This is a genomic window from Mangrovimonas sp. sgz306409 (assembly GCF_059735265.1).
Genome location: NZ_JCAPEU010000003.1, coordinates 454,526 through 475,281, shown reverse-complemented (window position 1 = coordinate 475,281; position 20,756 = coordinate 454,526). Strand labels below are relative to the sequence as shown.

The following is a 20,756-nucleotide window of genomic DNA, read 5'->3' as shown; positions in this document are numbered from 1 at the left end:
TTGTGCAGTCTACCTATATCATAAAAGGGTGCAATAGTATTGCGCCCTTATTTAATTATAATTTAGCCTCATGAAAAAGTTGCTCATTGCTCCTTTTCTATTTCTTATAAAGGTATATCAAACAATGATATCCCCGTTCACACCGTCTACTTGCCGTTACCAACCTACCTGCTCACACTACACTAAAGAAGCGCTCCAAAAACACGGACTTTTTAAAGGCGGTTGGCTCTCCATTAAACGAATCTTGAGCTGTCATCCGTGGGGAGGCAGCGGTTATGACCCAGTTCCCTAAACCAACACATTAATTTACCCAAACCATAACGTGTAGTCTTTTTCAAAGTGCTATATTTACCCTTGAAAATTTTTATCATATGCATTTTTTATCCTTCGTTTGGGACCCTTCAAAAGGAATCGATTTAGGCTTTTTTACCCTACACTATTATAGCATGATGTGGATTGTGGCATTTGTCCTTGGACTTGCCATTATGAAACGCATCTACAAGCACGAGAACCAAAGCGATGAATCTTTGGATTCACTTTTCATCTATTCAGTAATAGGAATTATGTTGGGTGCCCGATTGGGACATGTGATTTTTTACCAACCAGAATTGTTCAAAGAAGACTTTTTCAGCATCTTTTTACCGTTCAGTTTTAAAGGCGGCATTCACTTTACAGGCTTTCAAGGTTTGGCCAGCCACGGAGCTGCCATTGCCATGATTGTTTCCATGTACCTTTATAATAAAAAAGTACTTCACAAATCGGTGCTTTGGATTTTGGACCGCGTAGTAATTCCGGTAGCTTCTGGTGCTGTATTTGTAAGATTGGGGAATTTCATCAATTCTGAAATTATTGGAAAACCAACAGGAAGTGACTATGGCGTGATCTTTAAGCAACTGCCTCAGGACATGCAAGTGCCAAGACACCCTGCTCAACTTTACGAATCCTTCTCATATGTATTCGTATTTTTGATCTTATGGTATTTCTATTGGAAAACCAACAAAAGCGAGCAACAAGGCTTTTTGTTTGGTTTGTTCCTAGTGCTTTTGTGGACCATCCGTTTCTGTGTAGAATTTGTGAAGGAAGCCCAAAATGCAGAACGTGCCGATTGGGCTTTGAACACAGGTCAATGGCTAAGTATTCCATTTATTCTTATTGGCCTTTACTTCATGTTTGTATACAAACCGAAAACTGAATTGAGCTAAAATGCGTAAAATATCTATTGGCAGCCTTCTTTTCCTTTCCTTATTTATAGCCATAACGGTTATATCCTGTAAGGACCAACCCAAGGTTGTCAAGGAGATTATAGTTGAATTTAAGAAAGAAGGCACGCTTAGTCTTTACAAAGCAGCTTCCGACTCCCTAGTAAAAACCATTGCCATTGAAATTGCCGATGACGACTATCAAACCCAAACGGGCTTGATGTATCGCAACACTATGGAAAACAACCAAGGCATGCTTTTTATATTCCCAAGGGAAGAATTCCATAGTTTTTATATGAAAAACACACGGATTCCTTTGGACATTATCTTTATTGACAAGGATAAAACCATTATCAATATCCAAAAAAATGCCAAACCTTTTGATGAAACTTCCTTGCCTTCCACTGCCCCAGCCCAATATGTGTTGGAAATTAACGGAGGGCTTTCTGATGAATGGAATTTAAGAGCCGGAGATCGTATCTATTTTACTAGACTCTAAAAGCAACGGCGGACAACTATAGATGATTTCTGTATCGCCATATGGCGTTGTGATGCATTCACTTTTTCCAAAGCCATTCTTGGCATAAAAACTATGCAATGCTTCATCCTCAATAGCTAACCAAAAGCCATTTTTAGGATAATTTTCCCTTACCAACATCAACCATTCCGAACCCAATTTCTGCCCCCTAAAGGCTTCCATGGTATAAATAAAACCTAGATAAAAATATTCCTTTGAAAACCAATTTTCGGCACCTTGCTTATAGTATAACAAATCTGGTGGGCACTGCTTAAACACTAGCCCTCCCACCATAATTTGTTCATTGTTTTTAATTACATACAGCTTTGTAGTTTCTTGAATGTCTTCCCAAAACGGCACAATAGCCTCTTGCCAATCCTCTGGAAGTTTTTCAAAAAAAAGGTTCGCTTTATTTGTATAGTCTAATAGTTCCATCACCTATAGCAGTCCCCAAGACCATAATTTATCGGAATCTTCAAACCAACGATCACCAATATCGGTTCTGTAATATCCGTTATTGATGATGACGTTCTGAATCCTGTTATACATCAAGCGTTGGGCATCTTTCATGGTAAGTCCAGATCCAGTTACCAAAACGGCAATCCCAGTATTTCCGGTAATAAGCCATTCATTATTCACATTTTTCAAATGCATTGGGTGCACACCCTCCTTGACATTCCTTTTAAACACCACCACGGCGTCCTTTGAAAAGAGCTCGAAGGATTTTTTATCATTATAAGGAAATGGTGGTACTACGATAAACGCCCCCACATGAAAGCCCTTTTTCACGGAAATCCTAAACTGTTGTCCCGAAGCAATTTTATACAGCATTTCGCCAATTGGCTCAACAATAGAAGACCGTTGAATCAAGATTTGCGGATAGCCAAAACGCGAGGTGAACTCCAATGGATAGATTCCTTTACCATTAACGATACAATTCAGGTCGATATGCCCCACAAACTTATGTTTCGACAAGGTAGTTTTAAAATGTCTTAAAGTAGCTTCAAAAATTGGAGATTTGTCGGCCCAAAACATGCTCGTACCCATTTCTCCTGTAGACACACCAAGCTCCTTTGGAAATAGCTTCTTATGCTCAAACGTGATGTTGATTGGTGCTAGAAAATCGGTACCATTGAAAAAGGCAGACACACCAATCTCCACACCCTTTACCTTTTTCTGCAACTGAAAAGTTCCAAATTGGTCTCCCCAAGATTTTTCGTAGGCTTTCAAAACCCTAATGACATCCAAACCTTCATCATCACTCCCCACAAACAACAATTGTTTGATGTCCTGTGTTTCTCCACAGGGTTTAATAACATAAGCATTGGGATGCTGTTGAATGTATTGAATAGCCTCTTGAAAACTAAAGAATTCCTTATAGGGCAAGGTTTTTATCTTGTGGCGCTTCAATTCGCTTTGGCCAAAATCCCTATCGAGTTCCAACCTATCGGTATATTCAGTGCCACCAAACACCAATTTACCTTGAGCCCGCAAGTCTTCACATTCCCTTCCGTAGCCGGTATAGTCAAAAACTATAAGATCGGCCCAATCGATATGCGCTTTCCAATCCCTAACTTTTTTAAGGAACCCGAAGCCAATTTCGCGGGAGTCCTTATCTTCAATACACATTTTTACTTGATTGCCTTCTAGTGAAGCTGCATAGGCAATATCCAATATTTCTCCCCATCGAGAAACAAAGAGGAGTTTTCTAGGAGGTGTAGGCTGTGCTTTCACACTCCAAAAAGTCAAAAATAATCATAAACGTAACGTCTAATTTTTCGATTCAAAATTAGTCAAATAATCAATTCAAAAATTAGAGGGCAGCGTAATTTTTAGTTAATAATTAGCCAATAAAAAAGGCTACCAAAACGGTAGCCTTTTTCAAATTATATAAAGAAATTATTAGTCTTCTTTTGGTGCTTCACCTTTATCCTTTAAAGAATCATACATGATAGGCGTTGCAATGAATACAGAAGAGTAAGTACCTACTACTACCCCAACGATCAAGGCAAACAATAGACCTCTTAATGAATCTGCTCCAAAGGTAAACATGGCCAACAATACTACCAAAGTAGTAAGGGAAGTATTCAAGGTTCTACTCAATGTACTGTTGATTGCAGAGTTGATATTAGCGCCTCCTTTGAATCCTAATTTCTCAGCAAGCACCTCTCTAATACGGTCAAATACAACCACGGTATCGTTAAGCGAGTAACCAATTACCGTTAAGATAGCCGCGATGAAAGCTTGATCGATTTCCATGCTGAATGGCATGAAAGAATGCGTGATAGAGAACACACCCAATACAATGATAATATCGTGGAATACCGCCGCAACAGCACCCAATGAGAATTGCCATTTCTTGAAACGTAACAAGATGTAAAGGAATACTACAACCAAAGATCCTAATACTGCCCAGAAAGATTCTTTCTTGATATCATCGGCAATGGTTGGACTTACTTTACTTGACAATACTTTACCAATACCGTTTTTACCATCGGCAAAATCTTGGTAAGCCATTCCTGAAGGCAAGTAAGGCTTCAAGGCGTCAAATAACATTGTTTGTACTTCCTCATCAGCTTCAGCTGAGTTTTCGTCTACTTTGTATTTAGTAGAAATTTTCAATTGGTGTGAGTTTCCGATAGTTTTCACTTCGGCACTACCAAACTTATCCATCAAGTTAGCTTTAACTTCTTCTGGCTTCACGTCTTCAGTAAAACGCACTTGGTAAGTTCTACCTCCAACGAAGTCGATACCTTGATCCAAACCTTTAGTAGCTAAAGATCCGATGCTCAATACCAATAAAATTCCAGAAATGATGTAAGCAACTTTTCTTTTGGTGATAAAGTTGATGTTCGTGTTTTTGAACAAACCTTTTGTTAATCCAGTTGAGAATTCTAAAGACTTCCCTTTGTTCACATACCAATCTACTAAAATTCTTGTAATGAAAATTGCAGTGAACAACGATGTTACGATACCAATTAATAAAGTAGTTGCGAATCCTTTGATTGGCCCTGTACCAAATACAAATAAGATGATTGCTGTAAGACCAGTAGTGATGTTGGCATCCAAAATTGAAGACAATGCATTTGAGAAACCGTCTTTAATAGCTTCTTGCTGTGTCTTACCTGCCGCAATTTCTTCCCTGACACGCTCAAAGATAAGTACGTTAGCATCCACCGACATACCAATGGTCAATACGATACCCGCTAAACCAGGAAGTGTCAATACTGCTCCCAATCCTGAAAGCACACCAAAAATCAACAAGATGTTGAACAACAATGCGATATCCGCAAAGCTACCCGCAACACCATAGTAAAGAATCATCCATACCAATACTAAAGCCAAGGCAATCATAAATGATTTGATACCAGAGTCGATAGCTTCTTTTCCTAAAGATGGTCCAACCTCATCAGCTTGAACGATATCGGCAGATGCAGGTAATTTACCAGCTCTCAATACGTTTGCTAAATCCACTGCTTCATTTAATGTGAAAGCACCAGAAATTTCAGAGTTACCTCCAGAGATAGGCCCTGTACTTACACCAGGTGCAGAGTATACGATGTCATCCAATACAATGGCAATTTGGCTTTGTTGTTGGTAAGCTCTACCAGTCATTTCTTCCCAAATCTTAGCACCTTTGCTGTTCATTTGCATGCTTACAGAAGGCTTCCCTAATTGGTTGTAAGATTGACGTGCATCTGTAATTACAGCTCCACTCAATTCTGGCTCATTTTCTCTGTTTCCAACCAATGCATATAAATCTATATAGTCGCTATCCTTAGGTTGGATACCCCATGCAAATTTCACATAACGTTGCTCAGCTGGCAATAAAGCTCTTACTTTTGGATTGTTCAAGTAAGATGTGATTAAGTCTTTGTCCTTAGCTTCAAAAGTGGCTACAGAAGCACCTCCTGCTCCGTAACCTCTCAATAAATCCAAAATTGGATTTGCTTCCACATCTGTAGAATCAGCAGAAGTTTCACCTACCAATTTATCCAATAAATCAGCATTTCCTTCTTCTGTAGTTGTAGAATCTGTTGCAGTTTCAGCAACCTCAGCTACTTCTGTTTTCTTTTCAGCATTTACAATCGGCTTCAACACCTCATTAGCTTGTGCCAAAAATGGTAAAAATTGATCTCCTCTGTAAGCATCCCAAAACTCTAACTGAGCTGTACTTTGTAATAATTTTTTAACACGCTCTACATCCTTGGCTCCTGGAAGCTCTACAAGGATACGTCCTGAATTTCCTAAACGTTGGATGTTTGGTTGTGTCACCCCAAACTTATCGATACGCTTACGCAATACCTCAAAAGCAGATACGATAGACTCATCTACCTTCTTCTTGATAACATCCTTAACTTGGTCGTCAGACATGTCAATAGTGATTTCTTCACTTAAGGTACGGTTAGCGAAAATGTCTGGAGACGCCAATTTTGTGTCACCTTTAATAGCGTCAAACGCAGTAAAGAAAGACTCCAAATATGGCTCTTGAGCATCTTTTTGGATTTCTTCAGCATCAGATAATGCTTTGTTGAAAACAGGATCTGTAGTGTGGTTAGCCAATCCTTCCAAGATATCTTTTACAGAAATCTCCAAGATTACGTTGATACCACCTTTAAGGTCCAATCCAAGGTTCATGGCCTTGTCCTTAACCTCTGTATAGGTATAATCTGCAATACCTATGTCAAATACTTTAATACTTTGTCTTTTTCCGTCCACCTCAACTTTATAGGTTTGAAGTGAATCCAAATAACGAATCTCCTCGGCATTGATTTCCTCTGGAGTATTGTATTTACTAAATGCCGCTTCTTCAGCAGCTGCGTCTATTTGATTGGATTTAAAGGTAAATGATAATTGATAGATACTTACCAGTCCAAACAATAGTGCAAACAATTTTACTAATCCTTTGTTTTGCATTTTTAATTATTTATTGGTCAATTTTTTAATCGGGCAAATATAGAATTTACCCTTGATTTGACAATTATTCTAAATGATTTTGTAAGTGGTTAGCTGTTTATGGAATATTCCATAAAGCTAGCTGTGTTTTTTGAGGCTTTCGCTGTCCCTTTTTTGGTTGACATTGAAAACTTCTTTTGCTGATAATTGTGCGGGAAGAATTTTATCCCAACATCCCATACAAGCTGGGGCCTGCCCTTACTTCTGGGATTTTTTTGGAGATATTGTCTATTGCAAGCGCAATATTTGTGTAGAATTTATAGGCAACCTTTACATCTGTTGGCACCGTTTCAATACTGAACACCTCCACAGATAAGGATTCGTGTGCCATGAAAGAACGATCGTGGTTTGCTTTCAGTTCCACAGCCATCTTTCCACCTAAATCAAAGGCGGAATGATCCCCCTTGTGGATTTCGTAGACATCCAGATCATACTTAACCGAAGAATCTTTGATTGGAACTTTTGGAGCTTGCTCTTTGTGTTCAACTCCAGTGTAGCCTAACTCCAACAAATCATCTTCTGCCAATAACTTTTTGATACTGGCAACATCGGTGTCGCTGTAATAGGTAATTTTTAACTGTCCGTCTTGAAGTTCACTAACCTTGATATGTTCAACCCCTACTTGTTGTAGTTGTTCGGTTAGCTCGACAATGGCCTTTTTGGCTTCAGCTGATGATACATCCCCATTAGAGAACTGCAACACGATTTCCTGATTTGGAACAGGATTGTGCTGTTTTGCTGCAATTCCCCCTAAGAGTGAAAGGATAATTATTAAAGTACTAATGTACCATCTTGAATTCATGCGCCAAATATATAAAAATTTCAAGATTGAACTCGCTGAATCCCGCATAAATTAAGGTGCTATATCAGATTTAAAACCTACTTATAAATAGCTTCTTACAAAAAAAGGCTGCCTAATGGCAACCTTTTCAATCTTTTATTGTTTGGTGATTATACGTCCAACAAACCGTTGGTCTTTGTAACACCTTCTGCACTAGCAGCCATATGTGCTTTTTCAGCATCACTCAATTCAATTTCTACGATGCTTTCAATACCGTTTCTACCTAAAATTACTGGTACCCCGATACACAAGTCAGACAAACCGAACTCACCTTCCAACAACGCAGAACATGGGAACATTTTCTTTTGGTCGCAAGCAATAGCCTGTACCAAAGCGCTTACTGCCGCTCCAGGTGCATACCAAGCTGAAGTACCTAACAATTTAGTTAAAGTGGCTCCACCAACTTTAGTATCTTCCTTAACTTGCTCCAGTCTTTCTTCCGATAAGAACTCAGTTACTTTAATACTGTTTCTGGTTGCATGGGCAGTTAACGGTACCATACCTGTATCGCTGTGTCCACCAATAACCATTCCGTCTACATCACTGATAGGCGCTTCTAAAGCCTCTGCCAATCTGTACTTGAAACGAGCCGAATCCAAAGCTCCTCCCATACCTATGATACGGTTTTTAGGAAGTCCAGATGTTTTGTGTACCAAGTAGGTCATAGTATCCATTGGGTTACTCACCACAATGATGATTGTGTTTGGGGAATTTGCAATCAAATTTTCAGATACTGTTTTCACAATTCCAGCATTGATTCCAATCAATTCCTCACGAGTCATTCCTGGCTTACGAGGAATTCCTGAAGTGATTACACAGATATCACTACCTGCAGTTTTGGTGTAATCGTTGGTTACCCCTGTAATTTTGGTATCAAATCCGTTTAAAGAAGCTGTTTGCATCAAATCCATAGCTTTACCTTCGGCAAAACCTTCTTTGATATCCAACAAAACCACCTCACTTGCAAAATCCTTAATTGCAATATATTCCGCGCAACTGGCACCAACCGCACCAGCTCCAACTACTGTTACTTTCATATAAAAAAATTTTTAGTATTTGTTGATTTTAAGTCAGCCAAAAATACGAATTTTTATACGGTTAATGAAGCCTAAAGAGATAAAATAACAAGGATATTTGCAACAATTTTAAGCCCGTTTTCAAAACGTAAAAAACCTTGTCTAACTACCGCAACTTTCAAGAAATTCAATCAGAAAACACAAAAAAATCCCGTACTTTTATTGGTTCATTCTCAATAAGAAATCACAACACAAAATGGAAGTTATCAAAGCAGACGATGGGTTTCAACCCGTGAATTCAAATCCCGATATCCAACGAAAAGTTATTCACCTAAACGACCTGATGGTAACCATCATCGATTTTCATAATGGCCCTATGGAAGTTCCAGATCCTTTTCACCATCACCCACACGAACAAATCACTTATGTAGCTTCTGGTTCCTTACTATTTTTTATTGAGAACCGACAATACACCTTGCATGTCGGCGACAGTTTTAAAGTAGCTTCCAACCTGAAACACTCTATACAGACGCTCACAGAACATGTGAGATTAATAGATAGTTTTTCTCCTATTAGGGAAGAGTTTTTATAAACAAAAAAAGAGTACTTTTCAGCACTCTTTTTTATTCTAATTCTGTTTGCAATTACGCGTCAATATTTGCGTAAATGGCATTCTTTTCAATGAATTCTCTACGTGGCGGCACCTCATCTCCCATCAACATTGAGAAAATACGGTCTGCCTCACTACCATTATCAATATTCACTTGACGCAAGGTTCTAAACTCAGGATTCATGGTTGTGTCCCACAACTGATCTGCGTTCATCTCTCCAAGACCCTTGTAACGCTGTACGTTTACACTTCCTCCAAACTCTTCAGAAATAGTATCACGTTCCTTATCGTTCCACGCATACTGCTTTTTGTTTCCTTTTTTCACCAAGTAAAGTGGCGGCGTTGCGATATAAATATGTCCGTTTTCAATCAACTCTTTCATATATCTGAAGAAGAAGGTCAAAATCAAGGTTGCAATGTGGCTACCATCGATATCGGCATCACACATGATCACAATTTTATGATATCTAAGCTTCGAAAGGTTCAAGGCTTTACTGTCTTCTTCGGTACCAATAGTCACCCCAAGAGCGGTAAAGATATTCTTGATTTCTTCGTTTTCAAATACCTTGTGGGTCATTGCTTTTTCCACGTTCAAGATTTTACCTCTCAAAGGCAAAATAGCTTGGAACGCTCTATCACGACCTTGTTTGGCAGTACCACCTGCCGAATCTCCCTCGACAAGGAATACCTCACATTTTGTTGGATCCTGCTCTGAACAGTCACTCAGTTTCCCAGGAAGCCCCCCAATACTCATAACTGTTTTACGTTGCACCATTTCACGCGCCTTTTGAGCGGCATGACGTGCCTGTGCAGCAAGGATTACTTTTTCAACAATTAATTTTGCATCTTCTGGGTGTTCTTCCAAATAGTCAGTCAGCATCTCTGAAACCGCCTGGCTCACACTAGCAGACACTTCTCTGTTTCCTAATTTGGTCTTGGTTTGTCCCTCAAATTGAGGCTCCGCTACCTTCACCGAAATGATTGCCGTTAAACCTTCACGGAAGTCATCTCCTGCAATATCAAACTTCAACTTATCCAACATTCCAGATTCATCGGCATACTTTTTCAAAGTATGGGTCAATCCTCTTCTAAAACCAGATAAGTGCGTTCCCCCTTCATGGGTGTTAATATTGTTTACATAGGAATGTAAATTTTCAGCATAAGAAGTATTGTAAATCATGGCTACCTCAACTGGCACACCATTTTTCTCACCTTCAAAGGCAATGGCATCCTTCATTAACGGTTCACGGTTTCCATCCAAATAGGTAATGAATTCCTTCAATCCATTTTCAGAATAGAAAGTTTCCCCTAAATATTCACCTTTTTCGTCTTTGTTTCTCTTATCCAACAAGTGAATGGTAATTCCCTTATTCAAGTAAGCCAACTCACGCATTCTACTTGCCAAGGTATCATAGCTATACTCTAAGGTTTGTTGGAAAATTGTTGGATCTGGCTTAAAGGTTACAGTCGTACCTCTACGCTCAGTTTCTCCAACAGTCTTTACAGGATATAGAGATTTTCCTCTTTCATACTCCTGCTCCCAGATTTTACCGTCTCTGTAAACGGTGGCTTTTAAATGCTCAGACAACGCATTCACACAACTCACACCTACCCCGTGCAGACCTCCTGATACTTTATAGGAATCTTTATCGAATTTACCCCCAGCACCAATTTTAGTCATTACCACTTCTAAAGCAGAAATTCCCTCTTTCTTGTGAAGGTCTACCGGAATACCACGTCCGTCGTCCTCACAAGTAATGGAATTATCTTCGTTGATAATAACCGTAATGTTGTTACAGTGTCCCGCAAGAGCCTCGTCGATTGAGTTATCAACCACCTCATAAACCAAGTGGTGCAACCCTCGTACTCCTACATCACCAATATACATGGATGGACGCATACGTACGTGCTCCATCCCTTCAAGCGCCTGGATACTATCCGCCGAATAATTGTGCTTGTTGAATTCTTCCTTCATATATTACTATGTTATATTTTCTTTTAAAATTTTATAACTAACTGAATTTTAATAGATTAAAAATTACATTAATCACTCGCATAAAAAATCAGCAAGTATTTTTACAAAAACACATAAAAAAATGCCCTGTACGGCATCTTTTAGTGTACTCACAAAGATAAGAATTTAAGGCACCATTAAAAAGCTTTTTAGAGAGTTTGATTCAAAATTATCAACAATTGTTAACTACTCAAAAATGGCTTAAAAAGGCTAAAAAAGGCCTTAAAATAGATTTTCTCCATTTTTCGTTTATCAGCAAAAAGCAAAAAAACCTAAAATCCCGCAGAGGCGACATTTTAGGTTTCACAAACAAAACTACGAAATCTAATTGAGACCTTAATAGGCCTCGGCATGCACATTTGCTACGGCCCTACCCGATGGATCGTTCATGTTTTTAAAGGCTTCATCCCACTCCAAAGCAACTTTGGTACTACAGGCCACACTAGCTTCCTGTGGCACCGATAAAGCAGCTGCATCACTAGGGAAATGCTCTGCAAAAATAGAGCGGTAATAGAACTCCTCTTTATTGGTTGGGGTTTGTATAGGGAACTTATACTTAGCATTAGCCAGTTGCTCATCGGTTACGGCTTCGCTTACCAATTCCTTTAAGGTATCAATCCAACTATACCCTACACCATCGCTAAATTGTTCCTTCTGTCTCCAAGCAACGCTTTCTGGCAAATAACTCTCAAACGCCTTACGCACGACCCATTTCTCCATACGCTCTCCGTTGATCATTTTATCCTGCGGATTGATGCTCATGGCCACATCCATAAATTCCTTGTCCAAAAACGGTACACGTCCTTCAATTCCCCAGGCAGCCAAACTTTTGTTCGCTCTTAAGCAATCGTACATATGAAGCTTGCTCAACTTACGCACAGTTTCCTCATGGAACTCTTGTGCATTTGGTGCTTTATGGAAATACAAATAACCTCCAAACAGCTCATCAGCACCTTCTCCAGACAACACCATTTTAATCCCCATAGACTTGATTACTCTAGCCATTAGATACATTGGCGTACTTGCCCTAATGGTAGTGATATCATAAGTTTCCAAGTTGTAGATAACATCCCTAATGGCATCCAAGCCTTCCTGAATGGTGAACTTTATTTCGTGGTGCACCGTGCCTATGTGATCTGCTACCTTTCTAGCCGCAGCTAAATCCGGTGAGCCTTCCAATCCTACAGAAAAGGAGTGTAATTGCGGCCACCAAGCATCCGATACATCATCGCTTTCAATACGTTTTTGGGCATATTTTTTAGCAATGGCCGATGTTACCGAAGAATCCAAACCTCCAGACAGCAGCACCCCATAAGGCACATCACTCATCAATTGTCTGTGTACAGCTGCTTCCAAGGCTTCCCTAATTTTTTCAATACTGGTTTCATTATCCTTTACAGCTTCATAATCGGTCCAATCTCTTTTGTACCACTGCACAAATTCGCCATCCTTACTATATAAATAATGCCCCGGAGGAAACAATTCTATTTTAGTACAAATACCTTCAAGCGCTTTCAATTCAGAAGCTACATAAAAAGTTCCATTGGCATCCCATCCTATATATAAAGGAATAATCCCCATATGGTCACGAGCCACAAAATATTCATCCTTATCTAAATCATAAATAGCAAAGGCAAAAATACCGCTTAGCTCATCTACAAAATCAACTCCACGCTCTTTATAAAGCGCCAAAATAACTTCGCAATCACTTTCAGTTTTAAATTCATAAGTCCCTGTGAACTCCTTACGCAAAGTTCTATGGTTATAAATTTCGCCATTGGCCGCCAACACCAACTTACCATCATCACTCAACAACGGCTGCTTCCCTGAGGCGGGATCTACAATAGCCAAACGTTCATGCGCCAAAATTGCCTTTTCATTATTAAAGATCCCATTCCAATCCGGTCCGCGATGACGGATCTTTTTAGACATCTCCAATACTTGGGGTCTTAAATCTTCTGCTTTCTGTTTTAAATCGAATGCACATACAATTCCACACATATTAATCAAGTTTTAATTACATGTCAAAGATGTATTTTACATATCATAATAAAAACATAACAACACATTATACTTCCAATTTGTAACTTTTAAAATATTTTTAAATAAAAATCGTTATTTAAAAACAACGGTTTTAAGCCATTCACATTTCAATTGTCAATTTAAAATGTATGATTTTTCGGAAACTATTTTTACAAATTCTTCTATCTTTAAACAGTCAAAAAAACATTTTTATGAAAAATAGAATCATCACAACACTTTTACTGGTATTCACCATGTTTTTGTCGCAAGGTATAAATGCCCAAGAATTCAGCGATTTAGACAAAAGTCCAATGGATGCAGCTGCATATCCTACTAGCCACAAAGAAAGCAGCAAGAGCATTAAAGTAATATACAGCCGCCCTCAATTAAAGGGACGCCCACTAAGCAAATTGACTCCAGAAGGCAAAGTTTGGCGTACAGGAGCTAATGAAGCTACTGAAATCACGTTCTCTAAAGACGTTGTTTTTGCAGGAAAACCTGTAAAAGCCGGAACGTATTCATTTTTTACAATTCCAGGTGAAAAGCAATGGACAATTATTTTGAATTCTGCTACCAATGTTTGGGGAGCTTATTCCTATGACGAAGCACAAGATGTCGCGAGAGTTACCGTTCCGGTAAGTGAAGACAAAAAAGCTTTGGAAGCCTTTTCAATTACTTTTGATAAAGATGCGACCATGTATTTAGGATGGGACACCCTAAGAGTAGCCATCCCAATTGAAGTGAAATAAATTCTTTTACATAGCACAACAAAAAGGCCTTGAAAATTCAAGGCCTTTTTTATTAGGGTATATTTAGGTACTTATGCGTTTGTAAGGACACTTTCCACTTTGGATTTTTCATGACATAATCCACAATTTCCGGAATCATCTTTTCGCGTTTGCTCCACTCTGGCTGTAAGTACAAAATACAGTCTTTGTTTACTTGAGCCGCCTGCTCTTCAGCAAAACGGAAATCATCCATATTATAGACAATCACCTTAAGCTCATTGGCATTCTCATACACTTTTTGTGTTGGAAGCTTCATTTTTTTGGGTGATAAACAAATCCAGTCCCAAGTTCCGCTCAACTCATATGCACCAGACGTTTCAATATGAACTTTCAATCCCTTCTCCTTCAACTGTCTTGTTAACTCCGTCATATCCCAAGTCAATGGCTCGCCACCGGTAACCACAATCGTGTCGCTATATTTTGCAGCGTTTTCTACAATCTTGGAAGTTTCTGTAGGCGGATGGATTTCGGCATTCCAGCTTTCCTTCACATCACACCAATGACATCCAACATCACAACCACCTACACGGATAAAGTAGGCAGCTGTTCCTTTATAAAATCCTTCCCCTTGAATGGTGTAAAATTCCTCCATCAAAGGCAACATTAGTCCCTTGTCTACCAAGGTCTGTACATCTTGTTTCATAGAGTGCAAAGATAGGTTACTAGTAGAAGTTTCTTGTTAAAATATTGAAAAGATTTTCCAGCGTATTGCTGCAAGATTAGTACTTTTATAAAAATTTTGGGACTATGGGCAAAACGGAAGACTTTCTCAATATCATTCAAGAAGGAAACACATTTAAAGGAGACTTTATCACAGTAGGTTCAGCTATGTTGGATGGAAAAACATTGCCCAAAGCCTTTGTAAATATTCCTTTAAAAACCATGAACCGTCACGGCCTTATTGCCGGTGCCACGGGAACAGGAAAAACCAAAACCCTGCAGGTGTTGGCGGAAAATTTATCTGAAAAAGGAATTCCTGTATTGCTTATGGACATCAAAGGTGACCTTAGTGGTTTAGCCAAACCAAGTCCTGGTCATCCAAAAATTGAAGAACGTCATGAACTCATTGGCCTTCCTTTTGAAAGTAAAGCCTTCCCGGTTGAAGTCCTCACCCTTTCTGAACAGGATGGCGTTCGATTGAGAGCTACCGTGAGTGAATTTGGCCCTGTGTTAATTTCCAGAATACTGGATGTTTCCGAAACCCAAGCAGGGATTATCGCCGTTATCTTTAAATACTGTGACGACCATCAATTGCCGCTTTTGGACTTGAAGGATTTCAAAAAGATTCTTCAATATGCTACCGATGAAGGCAAAGAAGAATTTGAAGCTGCCTACGGACGCATTTCAACCTCTTCCACTGGAGCCATTTTGAGAAAAATTGTGGAACTGGAACAGCAAGGAGGCGATTTGTTTTTTGGAGAACGCTCGTTTGATCCGCAAGATTTGTTACGTGTAAACGAAGAAGGCAAAGGGTACATTAACATCATCCGCCTTACAGATATTCAGGATCGTCCTAAACTGTTTTCAACCTTTATGTTGAGTCTTTTGGCTGAAATCTATTCTACATTTCCAGAACAAGGTGATGGCGAAAGACCAGAGCTGGTACTATTTATCGATGAGGCTCACCTTATTTTTGATGAAGCTTCCAAAGCCTTACTCAACCAAATAGAGAGTATCATAAAACTTATCAGAAGTAAAGGTGTCGGGATTTATTTTGTAACGCAAGATCCTACCGATGTGCCAGAATCTGTTTTGGGACAATTGGGACTTAAGATCCAGCATGCCCTTCGCGCTTTTACAGCCAAAGACCGAAAAGCCATTAAGCTTACCGCTGAAAACTATCCTGAAACAGACTATTACGATACAACGGAAGTCCTTACTTCTTTGGGAACAGGAGAAGCCTTGGTTTCTGCATTGGATGAAAAAGGAAGACCAACGCCTTTAGCAGCAACCATGATGCGTGCTCCCATGAGCCGCATGGACATTCTAACCGAAACAGAGTTGAGTGAATTACTTTCCAAATCTAATTTGGTCAAAAAATATAATGAAACTGTTGACAGAGAAAGTGCCTACGAACTACTGAACAAGAAAATTGAAGTAGCCCAAGCCAAAGAATCTCAAGAAAAAGCCGAACAGGAGCAAAAAACCATAGAGAAAGCTCAAAGAAAGCAAACATCGTCTACCAAGCGAGACAACTCTTTAGATCCCTTAATTAAAGTAGTGACCAGTCCCTCATTTATCCGTGGTGTCTTTGGTATACTTAACAAAGTTTTAAAATAAACCTTTAACCTAATATTAATTACAAACCATTTTTAAAGAAATGTACAAATCTATTTTAAGCCTCAGTATTCTATCAATTTTAGCGGTAAGCTGTAAAAAGGAACAAGATCCTTTTGCCATTGAAAAGCAACATGTAGGATTGCTTACCGATTCCACAAAAGTTAAAGATCTCAAAATGATTTTTGCCCAGGATTCCATTGCCCAACCAATTACAGGTGATGAATATATGAGAGGAGGCAGCGATATAGAAATTTTCACAAAAACCGGAGACAAATTGTTGGTATTGACTCCAACTCAGGCATTGGATTCTACAGCTACCATAGAAAGTGTACAGATAATGGACCCACGCTTCAAAACCGCAAAAAACATTTCTACGGTAAGTACATTTAAGGAAATTCAAGATTCTTATAAAATTACCAGAATCAATAACCTTATCAATACCGTTGTGGTATTTGTTGATGAAATCAATGCCTCGTTTACGATTGACAAAAAAGAATTGCCTGCCAACTTAAGGTTTGACATGAATTTGAAGATTGAAAAATCACAAATTCCAGACAGTGCCAAAGTGAAGTACTTTTTCGTACACTGGAACTAGATATGAAATAACGAAATGAACCCTTTTTTTTCAAAACTACTCGCCGACATTGCTCGCAAACGCCTGGAAACAGACCACAAACCTATTTCCAAAAAGCAAATTGAGCCAATGGTAACATCCCTACGGGTAGAATTGTCACATGCCATCAGGTCCTATTTTTTTATTGTCCTTGGTGTATTTTCGGCTGGATTTGGATTAAAAGGGTTTTTATTACCCAATCGCTTTATCGATGGAGGAGCTACTGGGATTTCCCTGTTATTGGAAAATATCACCCACATTGAACTAGGCTACCTTCTTGTCTTGGTCAACATCCCATTTTTAATCTTAGGCGCTCTCACCTTCAACCTTAAATTTGCTTTAAAAAGTATTAGCGCAATAGCCTTTTTGGCCTTTGTAGTCCATTTTGTGGAGTATCCCACTATTACCGATGACAAACTGCTCATTGCTGTTTTTGGAGGATTCTTCCTAGGGTTGGGAATTGGAATGGCTATGCGTGGCGGCAGCGTTATCGACGGAACAGAAGTTTTGGCCATCTATTTAAGCCGAAAACTATCGATGACTGTCGGAGATGTCCTCTTGGTGACCAATATTATTATCTTTTCATTTGGCGCCTATATTCTTTCAATAGAAACGGCACTCTATGCCATTCTCACCTATCTTGCCGCTGCCAAGACTGTTGATTTTGTTGTTGACGGTGTGGAAGAATATGTTGGTGTGACCATTATTTCTGAAAAACATGAAGAAATACGAATCATGCTTATTGAAAAACTACGTCGTGCTTGTACCATTTACGCTGGAAAAGGCGGTTATGGCCAACACGGAAAAAGCTACGAAAAAGACATTATCTATACAGTAGTAACACGTTTGGAATTGGCTAAATTACACACCGAAACTGATAAGATAGACAAAAACGCTTTCATTATTATGGGAGTTGTCAAGGACATTAAAGGAGGCATGATCAAGAGAAAACCATTAAAATAAAGTCGATGAAAAATTATACCGTCCAAGACAATCCTTTTGTTGTTCCCACCGATGATGGAAAAGTAATTAAGGAACATTTTGGAGTGGCCACCAATGGCGACACCCAATTGAGCATTGCCCATATGATAGCACCTCCCGGCTGGAGCGAACCTTTCCAAACACCGGAATTTGATGAATATACTTTCATTATAAAAGGTCAAAAGCAATTCATTATTGAAGGAGAAACCGTTGTGCTAAAAGCAGGTCAATCTATTAAAATAAACAAGCATACTAGAATACAATACTCCAATCCATTTACAGAACCTTGCGAATACATTGCTATTTGCAAACCCGCGTTTTCAATGGACTTGGTCAATAGAGAATCATAATGAAAAATACTTTGGTTAAACTTGTGGGACTAAGTGTAAACACCTCAAGTTTCATCTCGAAATCTTTTGCTGCTGAAAGGGCCTTAAGCATATTTTCAACTCCTTTAAAGGGCAGGCCTAATGAAGAACAATCGGATTTTTTAAACACGGCTTTCAAGGAAGAATTACAATACAACAACATTCCCATAATGACCTATCGTTGGCTGGGGAAGAAAGAAACCGTTTTATTGGTTCATGGTTGGGAAAGCAATTCGGCACGCTGGAAAAACCTCATCCTAGAATTAAAGGCAAAGGATTACAACATTGTAGCTTTAGATGCTCCGGCACATGGAAATTCAGGAAGCAAGGGCTTCAATGCACTTCTCTATGCTGAATTCATAAATGTGGTTGCTAAAAAATATAGCCCAAGCATTATTATTGGGCATTCTGTTGGTGGCATGGCTTCGGTTTATTTTCAACACACCCATCAGATTTCTTCCATACAAAAAATGATTTTATTGGGAGCTCCTTCCGAGTTTTCTGGAATATTGAATCGTTATGTTGAAATGCTAGGCTACAATAGAAGAGTATCCAATCAACTAAATTCCATTATTCGAGACAGATTTGGCGTTACTCCAAAAGAGTTTTCAACTTCAAAATTCATCTCTAATATCACACCAAAAACACTGATTATCCATGATGAATTGGATAAGATCATTCCTTATCAAGATGCCCTTCTACTAAAAAATGCCTACCACAACAGTAAATTGATCACCACCAATGGTTTTGGCCATTCACTCAACAATGCTACGGTAAGCAATCATATTCATTCTTTTTTAGAGGGTTAAACACTATCTTTGCGCCATGGAAGATCAATTGAAACGATTAAATAAATACCTCAGCGAAGTTGGTTATTGCTCAAGAAGAGAGGCCGATAAACTTATTGATGCTGGACGCGTGACCATTAACGGAAAAGTTCCTGAAATGGGTACAAAAGTAGCTCCCACGGACCAGGTACATGTGGATGGAAAATTAGTCACCAACACCAAAGAAAGTTTTGTATACCTTGCTTTCAACAAACCTGTAGGTATTGTTTGCACTACAGATACCCGAGTTGAAAAAGACAATATCATTGACTTTATAAATTACCCTAAACGTATTTTCCCCATTGGAAGATTGGATAAACCCAGTGAAGGATTGATCCTATTGACAGATGACGGTGACATCGTCAATAAAATTCTTAGAGCTAGCAACAACCACGAAAAGGAATATATTGTAACTGTTGACAAACCTATTTCGCAAACGTTTATCGAGCGTATGTCTAACGGTGTTCCTATTCTGGATCAAGTTACCAGAAAATGTAAAGTTGAAAAGTTAGGCAAGTATGAATTCAAGATTGTATTAACCCAAGGGCTCAACCGACAAATACGTCGCATGTGTGAGTATTTGGGTTACGAAGTACAAACCTTAAAGCGTGTAAGAATCATGAATATCAATCTTGATGTACCTCTTGGAGCATACCGTGAACTTACCAAAGAGGAAATGAACGGCCTTGAAAAGTTGTTGCAAGGTTCAACCAAAAGCTATACCCCAAAACCACCAACAAGACGTAAAAACCCTTAAATATTTATAATAAAAAAGGAGCTCGATGAGCTCCTTTTTTATATGTATTAGCAAACTTCTATTTTGCTGCTTGATGTCTTTCTCTTGCCAATAAAGTATTTTTAAGCAACATAGCAATTGTCATAGGCCCTACACCACCTGGAACAGGGGTAATATGACTAGCCTTGGGACTTACACTTGCAAAATCCACATCACCGGCTAAACGGTAACCTGCCTTTTTAGTCTCATCTGGTACCCGTGTAATTCCAACATCGATAATTACCACACCATCTTTAACCATATCACCTGTAAGGTATTCTGAAATACCAATAGCAGCTACGATAATATCGGCACTACGAGTAATGTCTGCCAAGTTTTTAGTACGACTATGTACCACAGTAACGGTAGCATCACCAGCCTTACGCTTTTGGCTCATTAAGATACTCATAGGGCGACCAACAATATGGCTACGGCCCATAACCACCACATTCTTTCCTGAGGTTTCTATATTGTAACGCTCCAACAATTCCATAATCCCAAATGGAGTCGCCGGTAAAAAGGTAGGCAAATCCAAAGTCATTCTACCTACGTTTGTTGGGTGGAATCCATCAACATCTTTATCAGGATCGATTGCCATCAATACTTTTTGCTCATCGATATGCTTCGGCAAAGGTAACTGAACGATAAATCCATCGATATCATCATTCGTGTTTAATTCGTGGATTTTTTCCAATAAAACGGCTTCCGTGGTTTCTTCTGGCAGGTCTATTAAAGTTGAATTAAACCCGATTTTCTCACAAGCTTTAACTTTAGCATTCACGTAAGTCATACTCGCACCATCGGTCCCTACTAAAATCGCAGCTAAATGCGGCACTTTCTCACCATTAGCAATCATGCCTTGAACATCGATCGCTATCTCATCTTTAATATCATTGCTGATTTTCTTACCGTCTAAAATTGTCATTTCTTCCGCTTTGGTTGGTCACTC

The 20,756-nt window shown here is 39.0% G+C and carries 20 protein-coding genes; 11 read left to right on the top strand and 9 right to left on the bottom strand.

What is annotated here, in order from left to right:
• Window positions 1-70: 70 nt before the first annotated feature.
• From yidD to AC6I5C_RS07895, 3 genes are all read left to right on the top strand, one after another.
• A complete protein-coding gene (gene yidD, locus AC6I5C_RS07905) occupies window positions 71-292 on the top strand; it encodes a membrane protein insertion efficiency factor YidD (RefSeq protein ID WP_076664186.1) in 222 nt (73 codons plus the stop codon).
• Window positions 293-371: 79 nt separating this feature from the next.
• Window positions 372-1,202: a prolipoprotein diacylglyceryl transferase gene (gene lgt / locus AC6I5C_RS07900; protein ID WP_497904670.1), complete on the top strand. Its 831-nt coding sequence runs from the start codon at window positions 372-374 to the stop codon at window positions 1,200-1,202.
• 1 nt (window position 1,203) lies between these two features.
• Entirely contained in the window at window positions 1,204-1,698 is a 495-nt protein-coding gene (locus AC6I5C_RS07895; RefSeq protein ID WP_497904669.1) for a DUF192 domain-containing protein, read from the top strand.
• Here AC6I5C_RS07895 and AC6I5C_RS07890 read toward each other — a convergent pair.
• The 5 genes from AC6I5C_RS07890 to mdh form a co-directional block, all read right to left on the bottom strand.
• Window positions 1,660-2,151, bottom strand: a complete 492-nt coding sequence (locus AC6I5C_RS07890) for a GNAT family N-acetyltransferase (protein ID WP_497904668.1) — start codon at window positions 2,149-2,151, stop codon at window positions 1,660-1,662. The two genes, AC6I5C_RS07895 and AC6I5C_RS07890, sit on opposite strands and share 39 nt — an antisense overlap.
• Before the next feature lie 3 nt (window positions 2,152-2,154).
• Complete coding sequence (locus tag AC6I5C_RS07885) at window positions 2,155-3,450, bottom strand: phosphoribosylamine--glycine ligase (RefSeq protein ID WP_497904667.1); 1,296 nt, start codon at window positions 3,448-3,450, stop codon at window positions 2,155-2,157.
• Between the two features lie 168 nt (window positions 3,451-3,618).
• Complete coding sequence (secDF, locus tag AC6I5C_RS07880) at window positions 3,619-6,633, bottom strand: protein translocase subunit SecDF (protein WP_497904666.1); 3,015 nt, start codon at window positions 6,631-6,633, stop codon at window positions 3,619-3,621.
• Between the two features lie 202 nt (window positions 6,634-6,835).
• A complete protein-coding gene (locus tag AC6I5C_RS07875; protein ID WP_497904665.1) occupies window positions 6,836-7,474 on the bottom strand; it encodes a hypothetical protein in 639 nt (212 codons plus the stop codon).
• Between the two features lie 149 nt (window positions 7,475-7,623).
• Window positions 7,624-8,550 carry a malate dehydrogenase gene (gene mdh / locus AC6I5C_RS07870; protein WP_053975687.1) on the bottom strand — a complete coding sequence of 309 codons (927 nt, stop codon included), beginning with the start codon at window positions 8,548-8,550 and terminating at the stop codon, window positions 7,624-7,626.
• A 235-nt stretch (window positions 8,551-8,785) separates the two neighbouring features.
• On the opposite strand from mdh, the gene AC6I5C_RS07865 reads away from it, so the two are divergent.
• The gene (locus tag AC6I5C_RS07865; protein ID WP_497904664.1) at window positions 8,786-9,121 is read left to right on the top strand and encodes a cupin domain-containing protein; all 336 of its coding nucleotides are present in this window, start codon (window positions 8,786-8,788) and stop codon (window positions 9,119-9,121) included.
• A 52-nt stretch (window positions 9,122-9,173) separates the two neighbouring features.
• Here AC6I5C_RS07865 and gyrB read toward each other — a convergent pair whose 3' ends face one another.
• Both gyrB and asnB read right to left on the bottom strand, forming a co-directional pair.
• Complete coding sequence (gene gyrB / locus AC6I5C_RS07860; RefSeq protein ID WP_497904663.1) at window positions 9,174-11,114, bottom strand: DNA topoisomerase (ATP-hydrolyzing) subunit B; 1,941 nt, start codon at window positions 11,112-11,114, stop codon at window positions 9,174-9,176.
• A 375-nt stretch (window positions 11,115-11,489) separates the two neighbouring features.
• Window positions 11,490-13,154 carry an asparagine synthase B gene (gene asnB / locus AC6I5C_RS07855; protein ID WP_497904662.1) on the bottom strand — a complete coding sequence of 555 codons (1,665 nt, stop codon included), beginning with the start codon at window positions 13,152-13,154 and terminating at the stop codon, window positions 11,490-11,492.
• Between the two features lie 233 nt (window positions 13,155-13,387).
• Here asnB and AC6I5C_RS07850 point away from each other — a divergent pair, with 233 nt between their 5' ends.
• Complete coding sequence (locus tag AC6I5C_RS07850; protein ID WP_497904661.1) at window positions 13,388-13,924, top strand: DUF2911 domain-containing protein; 537 nt, start codon at window positions 13,388-13,390, stop codon at window positions 13,922-13,924.
• Window positions 13,925-13,976: 52 nt separating this feature from the next.
• On the opposite strand, the gene AC6I5C_RS07845 is transcribed toward AC6I5C_RS07850, so the two are convergent.
• The gene (locus tag AC6I5C_RS07845; protein ID WP_053975692.1) at window positions 13,977-14,606 is read right to left on the bottom strand and encodes a 7-carboxy-7-deazaguanine synthase QueE; all 630 of its coding nucleotides are present in this window, start codon (window positions 14,604-14,606) and stop codon (window positions 13,977-13,979) included.
• Window positions 14,607-14,710: 104 nt separating this feature from the next.
• Here AC6I5C_RS07845 and AC6I5C_RS07840 point away from each other — a divergent pair, with 104 nt between their 5' ends.
• The 6 genes from AC6I5C_RS07840 to rluF are packed head-to-tail and all read left to right on the top strand — an operon-like array spanning window position 14,711 to window position 19,789.
• Window positions 14,711-16,243: a helicase HerA-like domain-containing protein gene (locus AC6I5C_RS07840; protein WP_497904660.1), complete on the top strand. Its 1,533-nt coding sequence runs from the start codon at window positions 14,711-14,713 to the stop codon at window positions 16,241-16,243.
• A 40-nt stretch (window positions 16,244-16,283) separates the two neighbouring features.
• The gene (locus tag AC6I5C_RS07835) at window positions 16,284-16,838 is read left to right on the top strand and encodes a hypothetical protein (RefSeq protein ID WP_497904659.1); all 555 of its coding nucleotides are present in this window, start codon (window positions 16,284-16,286) and stop codon (window positions 16,836-16,838) included.
• A 15-nt stretch (window positions 16,839-16,853) separates the two neighbouring features.
• Window positions 16,854-17,819, top strand: coding sequence for a YitT family protein (locus AC6I5C_RS07830; protein ID WP_497904658.1), 966 nt, complete (start codon window positions 16,854-16,856; stop codon window positions 17,817-17,819).
• Between the two features lie 5 nt (window positions 17,820-17,824).
• Window positions 17,825-18,187 (top strand): cupin domain-containing protein, encoded by a 363-nt coding sequence (locus AC6I5C_RS07825; protein ID WP_497904657.1) that lies wholly within the window; start codon window positions 17,825-17,827, stop codon window positions 18,185-18,187.
• Complete coding sequence (locus AC6I5C_RS07820) at window positions 18,187-19,014, top strand: alpha/beta fold hydrolase (protein WP_497904656.1); 828 nt, start codon at window positions 18,187-18,189, stop codon at window positions 19,012-19,014. Before AC6I5C_RS07825 ends, AC6I5C_RS07820 begins: the two co-directional genes overlap by 1 nt.
• 16 nt (window positions 19,015-19,030) lie before the next feature.
• Complete coding sequence (gene rluF, locus AC6I5C_RS07815) at window positions 19,031-19,789, top strand: 23S rRNA pseudouridine(2604) synthase RluF (protein WP_497904655.1); 759 nt, start codon at window positions 19,031-19,033, stop codon at window positions 19,787-19,789.
• A 58-nt stretch (window positions 19,790-19,847) separates the two neighbouring features.
• Here the strand turns inward: rluF and folD are convergent, their stop codons facing one another.
• Entirely contained in the window at window positions 19,848-20,732 is an 885-nt protein-coding gene (gene folD / locus AC6I5C_RS07810) for a bifunctional methylenetetrahydrofolate dehydrogenase/methenyltetrahydrofolate cyclohydrolase FolD (protein WP_497904654.1), read from the bottom strand.
• Window positions 20,733-20,756 lie beyond the last annotated feature (24 nt).

Excerpts from the sequence above, each read along its gene's own strand:
- AC6I5C_RS07895 (WP_497904669.1), top strand. The coding sequence starts at position 1,204 with ATGCGTAAAATATCTATTGGCAGCCTTCTTTTCCTTTCCTTATTTATA.
- AC6I5C_RS07830 (WP_497904658.1), top strand. The coding sequence starts at position 16,854 with ATGAACCCTTTTTTTTCAAAACTACTCGCCGACATTGCTCGCAAACGC.
- AC6I5C_RS07875 (WP_497904665.1), bottom strand. The coding sequence starts at position 7,474 with ATGAATTCAAGATGGTACATTAGTACTTTAATAATTATCCTTTCACTC.
- AC6I5C_RS07835 (WP_497904659.1), top strand. The coding sequence starts at position 16,284 with ATGTACAAATCTATTTTAAGCCTCAGTATTCTATCAATTTTAGCGGTA.
- folD (WP_497904654.1), bottom strand. The coding sequence starts at position 20,732 with ATGACAATTTTAGACGGTAAGAAAATCAGCAATGATATTAAAGATGAG.
- AC6I5C_RS07845 (WP_053975692.1), bottom strand. The coding sequence starts at position 14,606 with ATGAAACAAGATGTACAGACCTTGGTAGACAAGGGACTAATGTTGCCT.
- AC6I5C_RS07840 (WP_497904660.1), top strand. The coding sequence starts at position 14,711 with ATGGGCAAAACGGAAGACTTTCTCAATATCATTCAAGAAGGAAACACA.
- AC6I5C_RS07890 (WP_497904668.1), bottom strand. The coding sequence starts at position 2,151 with ATGGAACTATTAGACTATACAAATAAAGCGAACCTTTTTTTTGAAAAA.
- gyrB (WP_497904663.1), bottom strand. The coding sequence starts at position 11,114 with ATGAAGGAAGAATTCAACAAGCACAATTATTCGGCGGATAGTATCCAG.
- yidD (WP_076664186.1), top strand. The coding sequence starts at position 71 with ATGAAAAAGTTGCTCATTGCTCCTTTTCTATTTCTTATAAAGGTATAT.
- AC6I5C_RS07825 (WP_497904657.1), top strand. The coding sequence starts at position 17,825 with ATGAAAAATTATACCGTCCAAGACAATCCTTTTGTTGTTCCCACCGAT.
- rluF (WP_497904655.1), top strand. The coding sequence starts at position 19,031 with ATGGAAGATCAATTGAAACGATTAAATAAATACCTCAGCGAAGTTGGT.
- asnB (WP_497904662.1), bottom strand. The coding sequence starts at position 13,154 with ATGTGTGGAATTGTATGTGCATTCGATTTAAAACAGAAAGCAGAAGAT.
- secDF (WP_497904666.1), bottom strand. The coding sequence starts at position 6,633 with ATGCAAAACAAAGGATTAGTAAAATTGTTTGCACTATTGTTTGGACTG.
- AC6I5C_RS07850 (WP_497904661.1), top strand. The coding sequence starts at position 13,388 with ATGAAAAATAGAATCATCACAACACTTTTACTGGTATTCACCATGTTT.
- AC6I5C_RS07865 (WP_497904664.1), top strand. The coding sequence starts at position 8,786 with ATGGAAGTTATCAAAGCAGACGATGGGTTTCAACCCGTGAATTCAAAT.
- lgt (WP_497904670.1), top strand. The coding sequence starts at position 372 with ATGCATTTTTTATCCTTCGTTTGGGACCCTTCAAAAGGAATCGATTTA.
- mdh (WP_053975687.1), bottom strand. The coding sequence starts at position 8,550 with ATGAAAGTAACAGTAGTTGGAGCTGGTGCGGTTGGTGCCAGTTGCGCG.
- AC6I5C_RS07820 (WP_497904656.1), top strand. The coding sequence starts at position 18,187 with ATGAAAAATACTTTGGTTAAACTTGTGGGACTAAGTGTAAACACCTCA.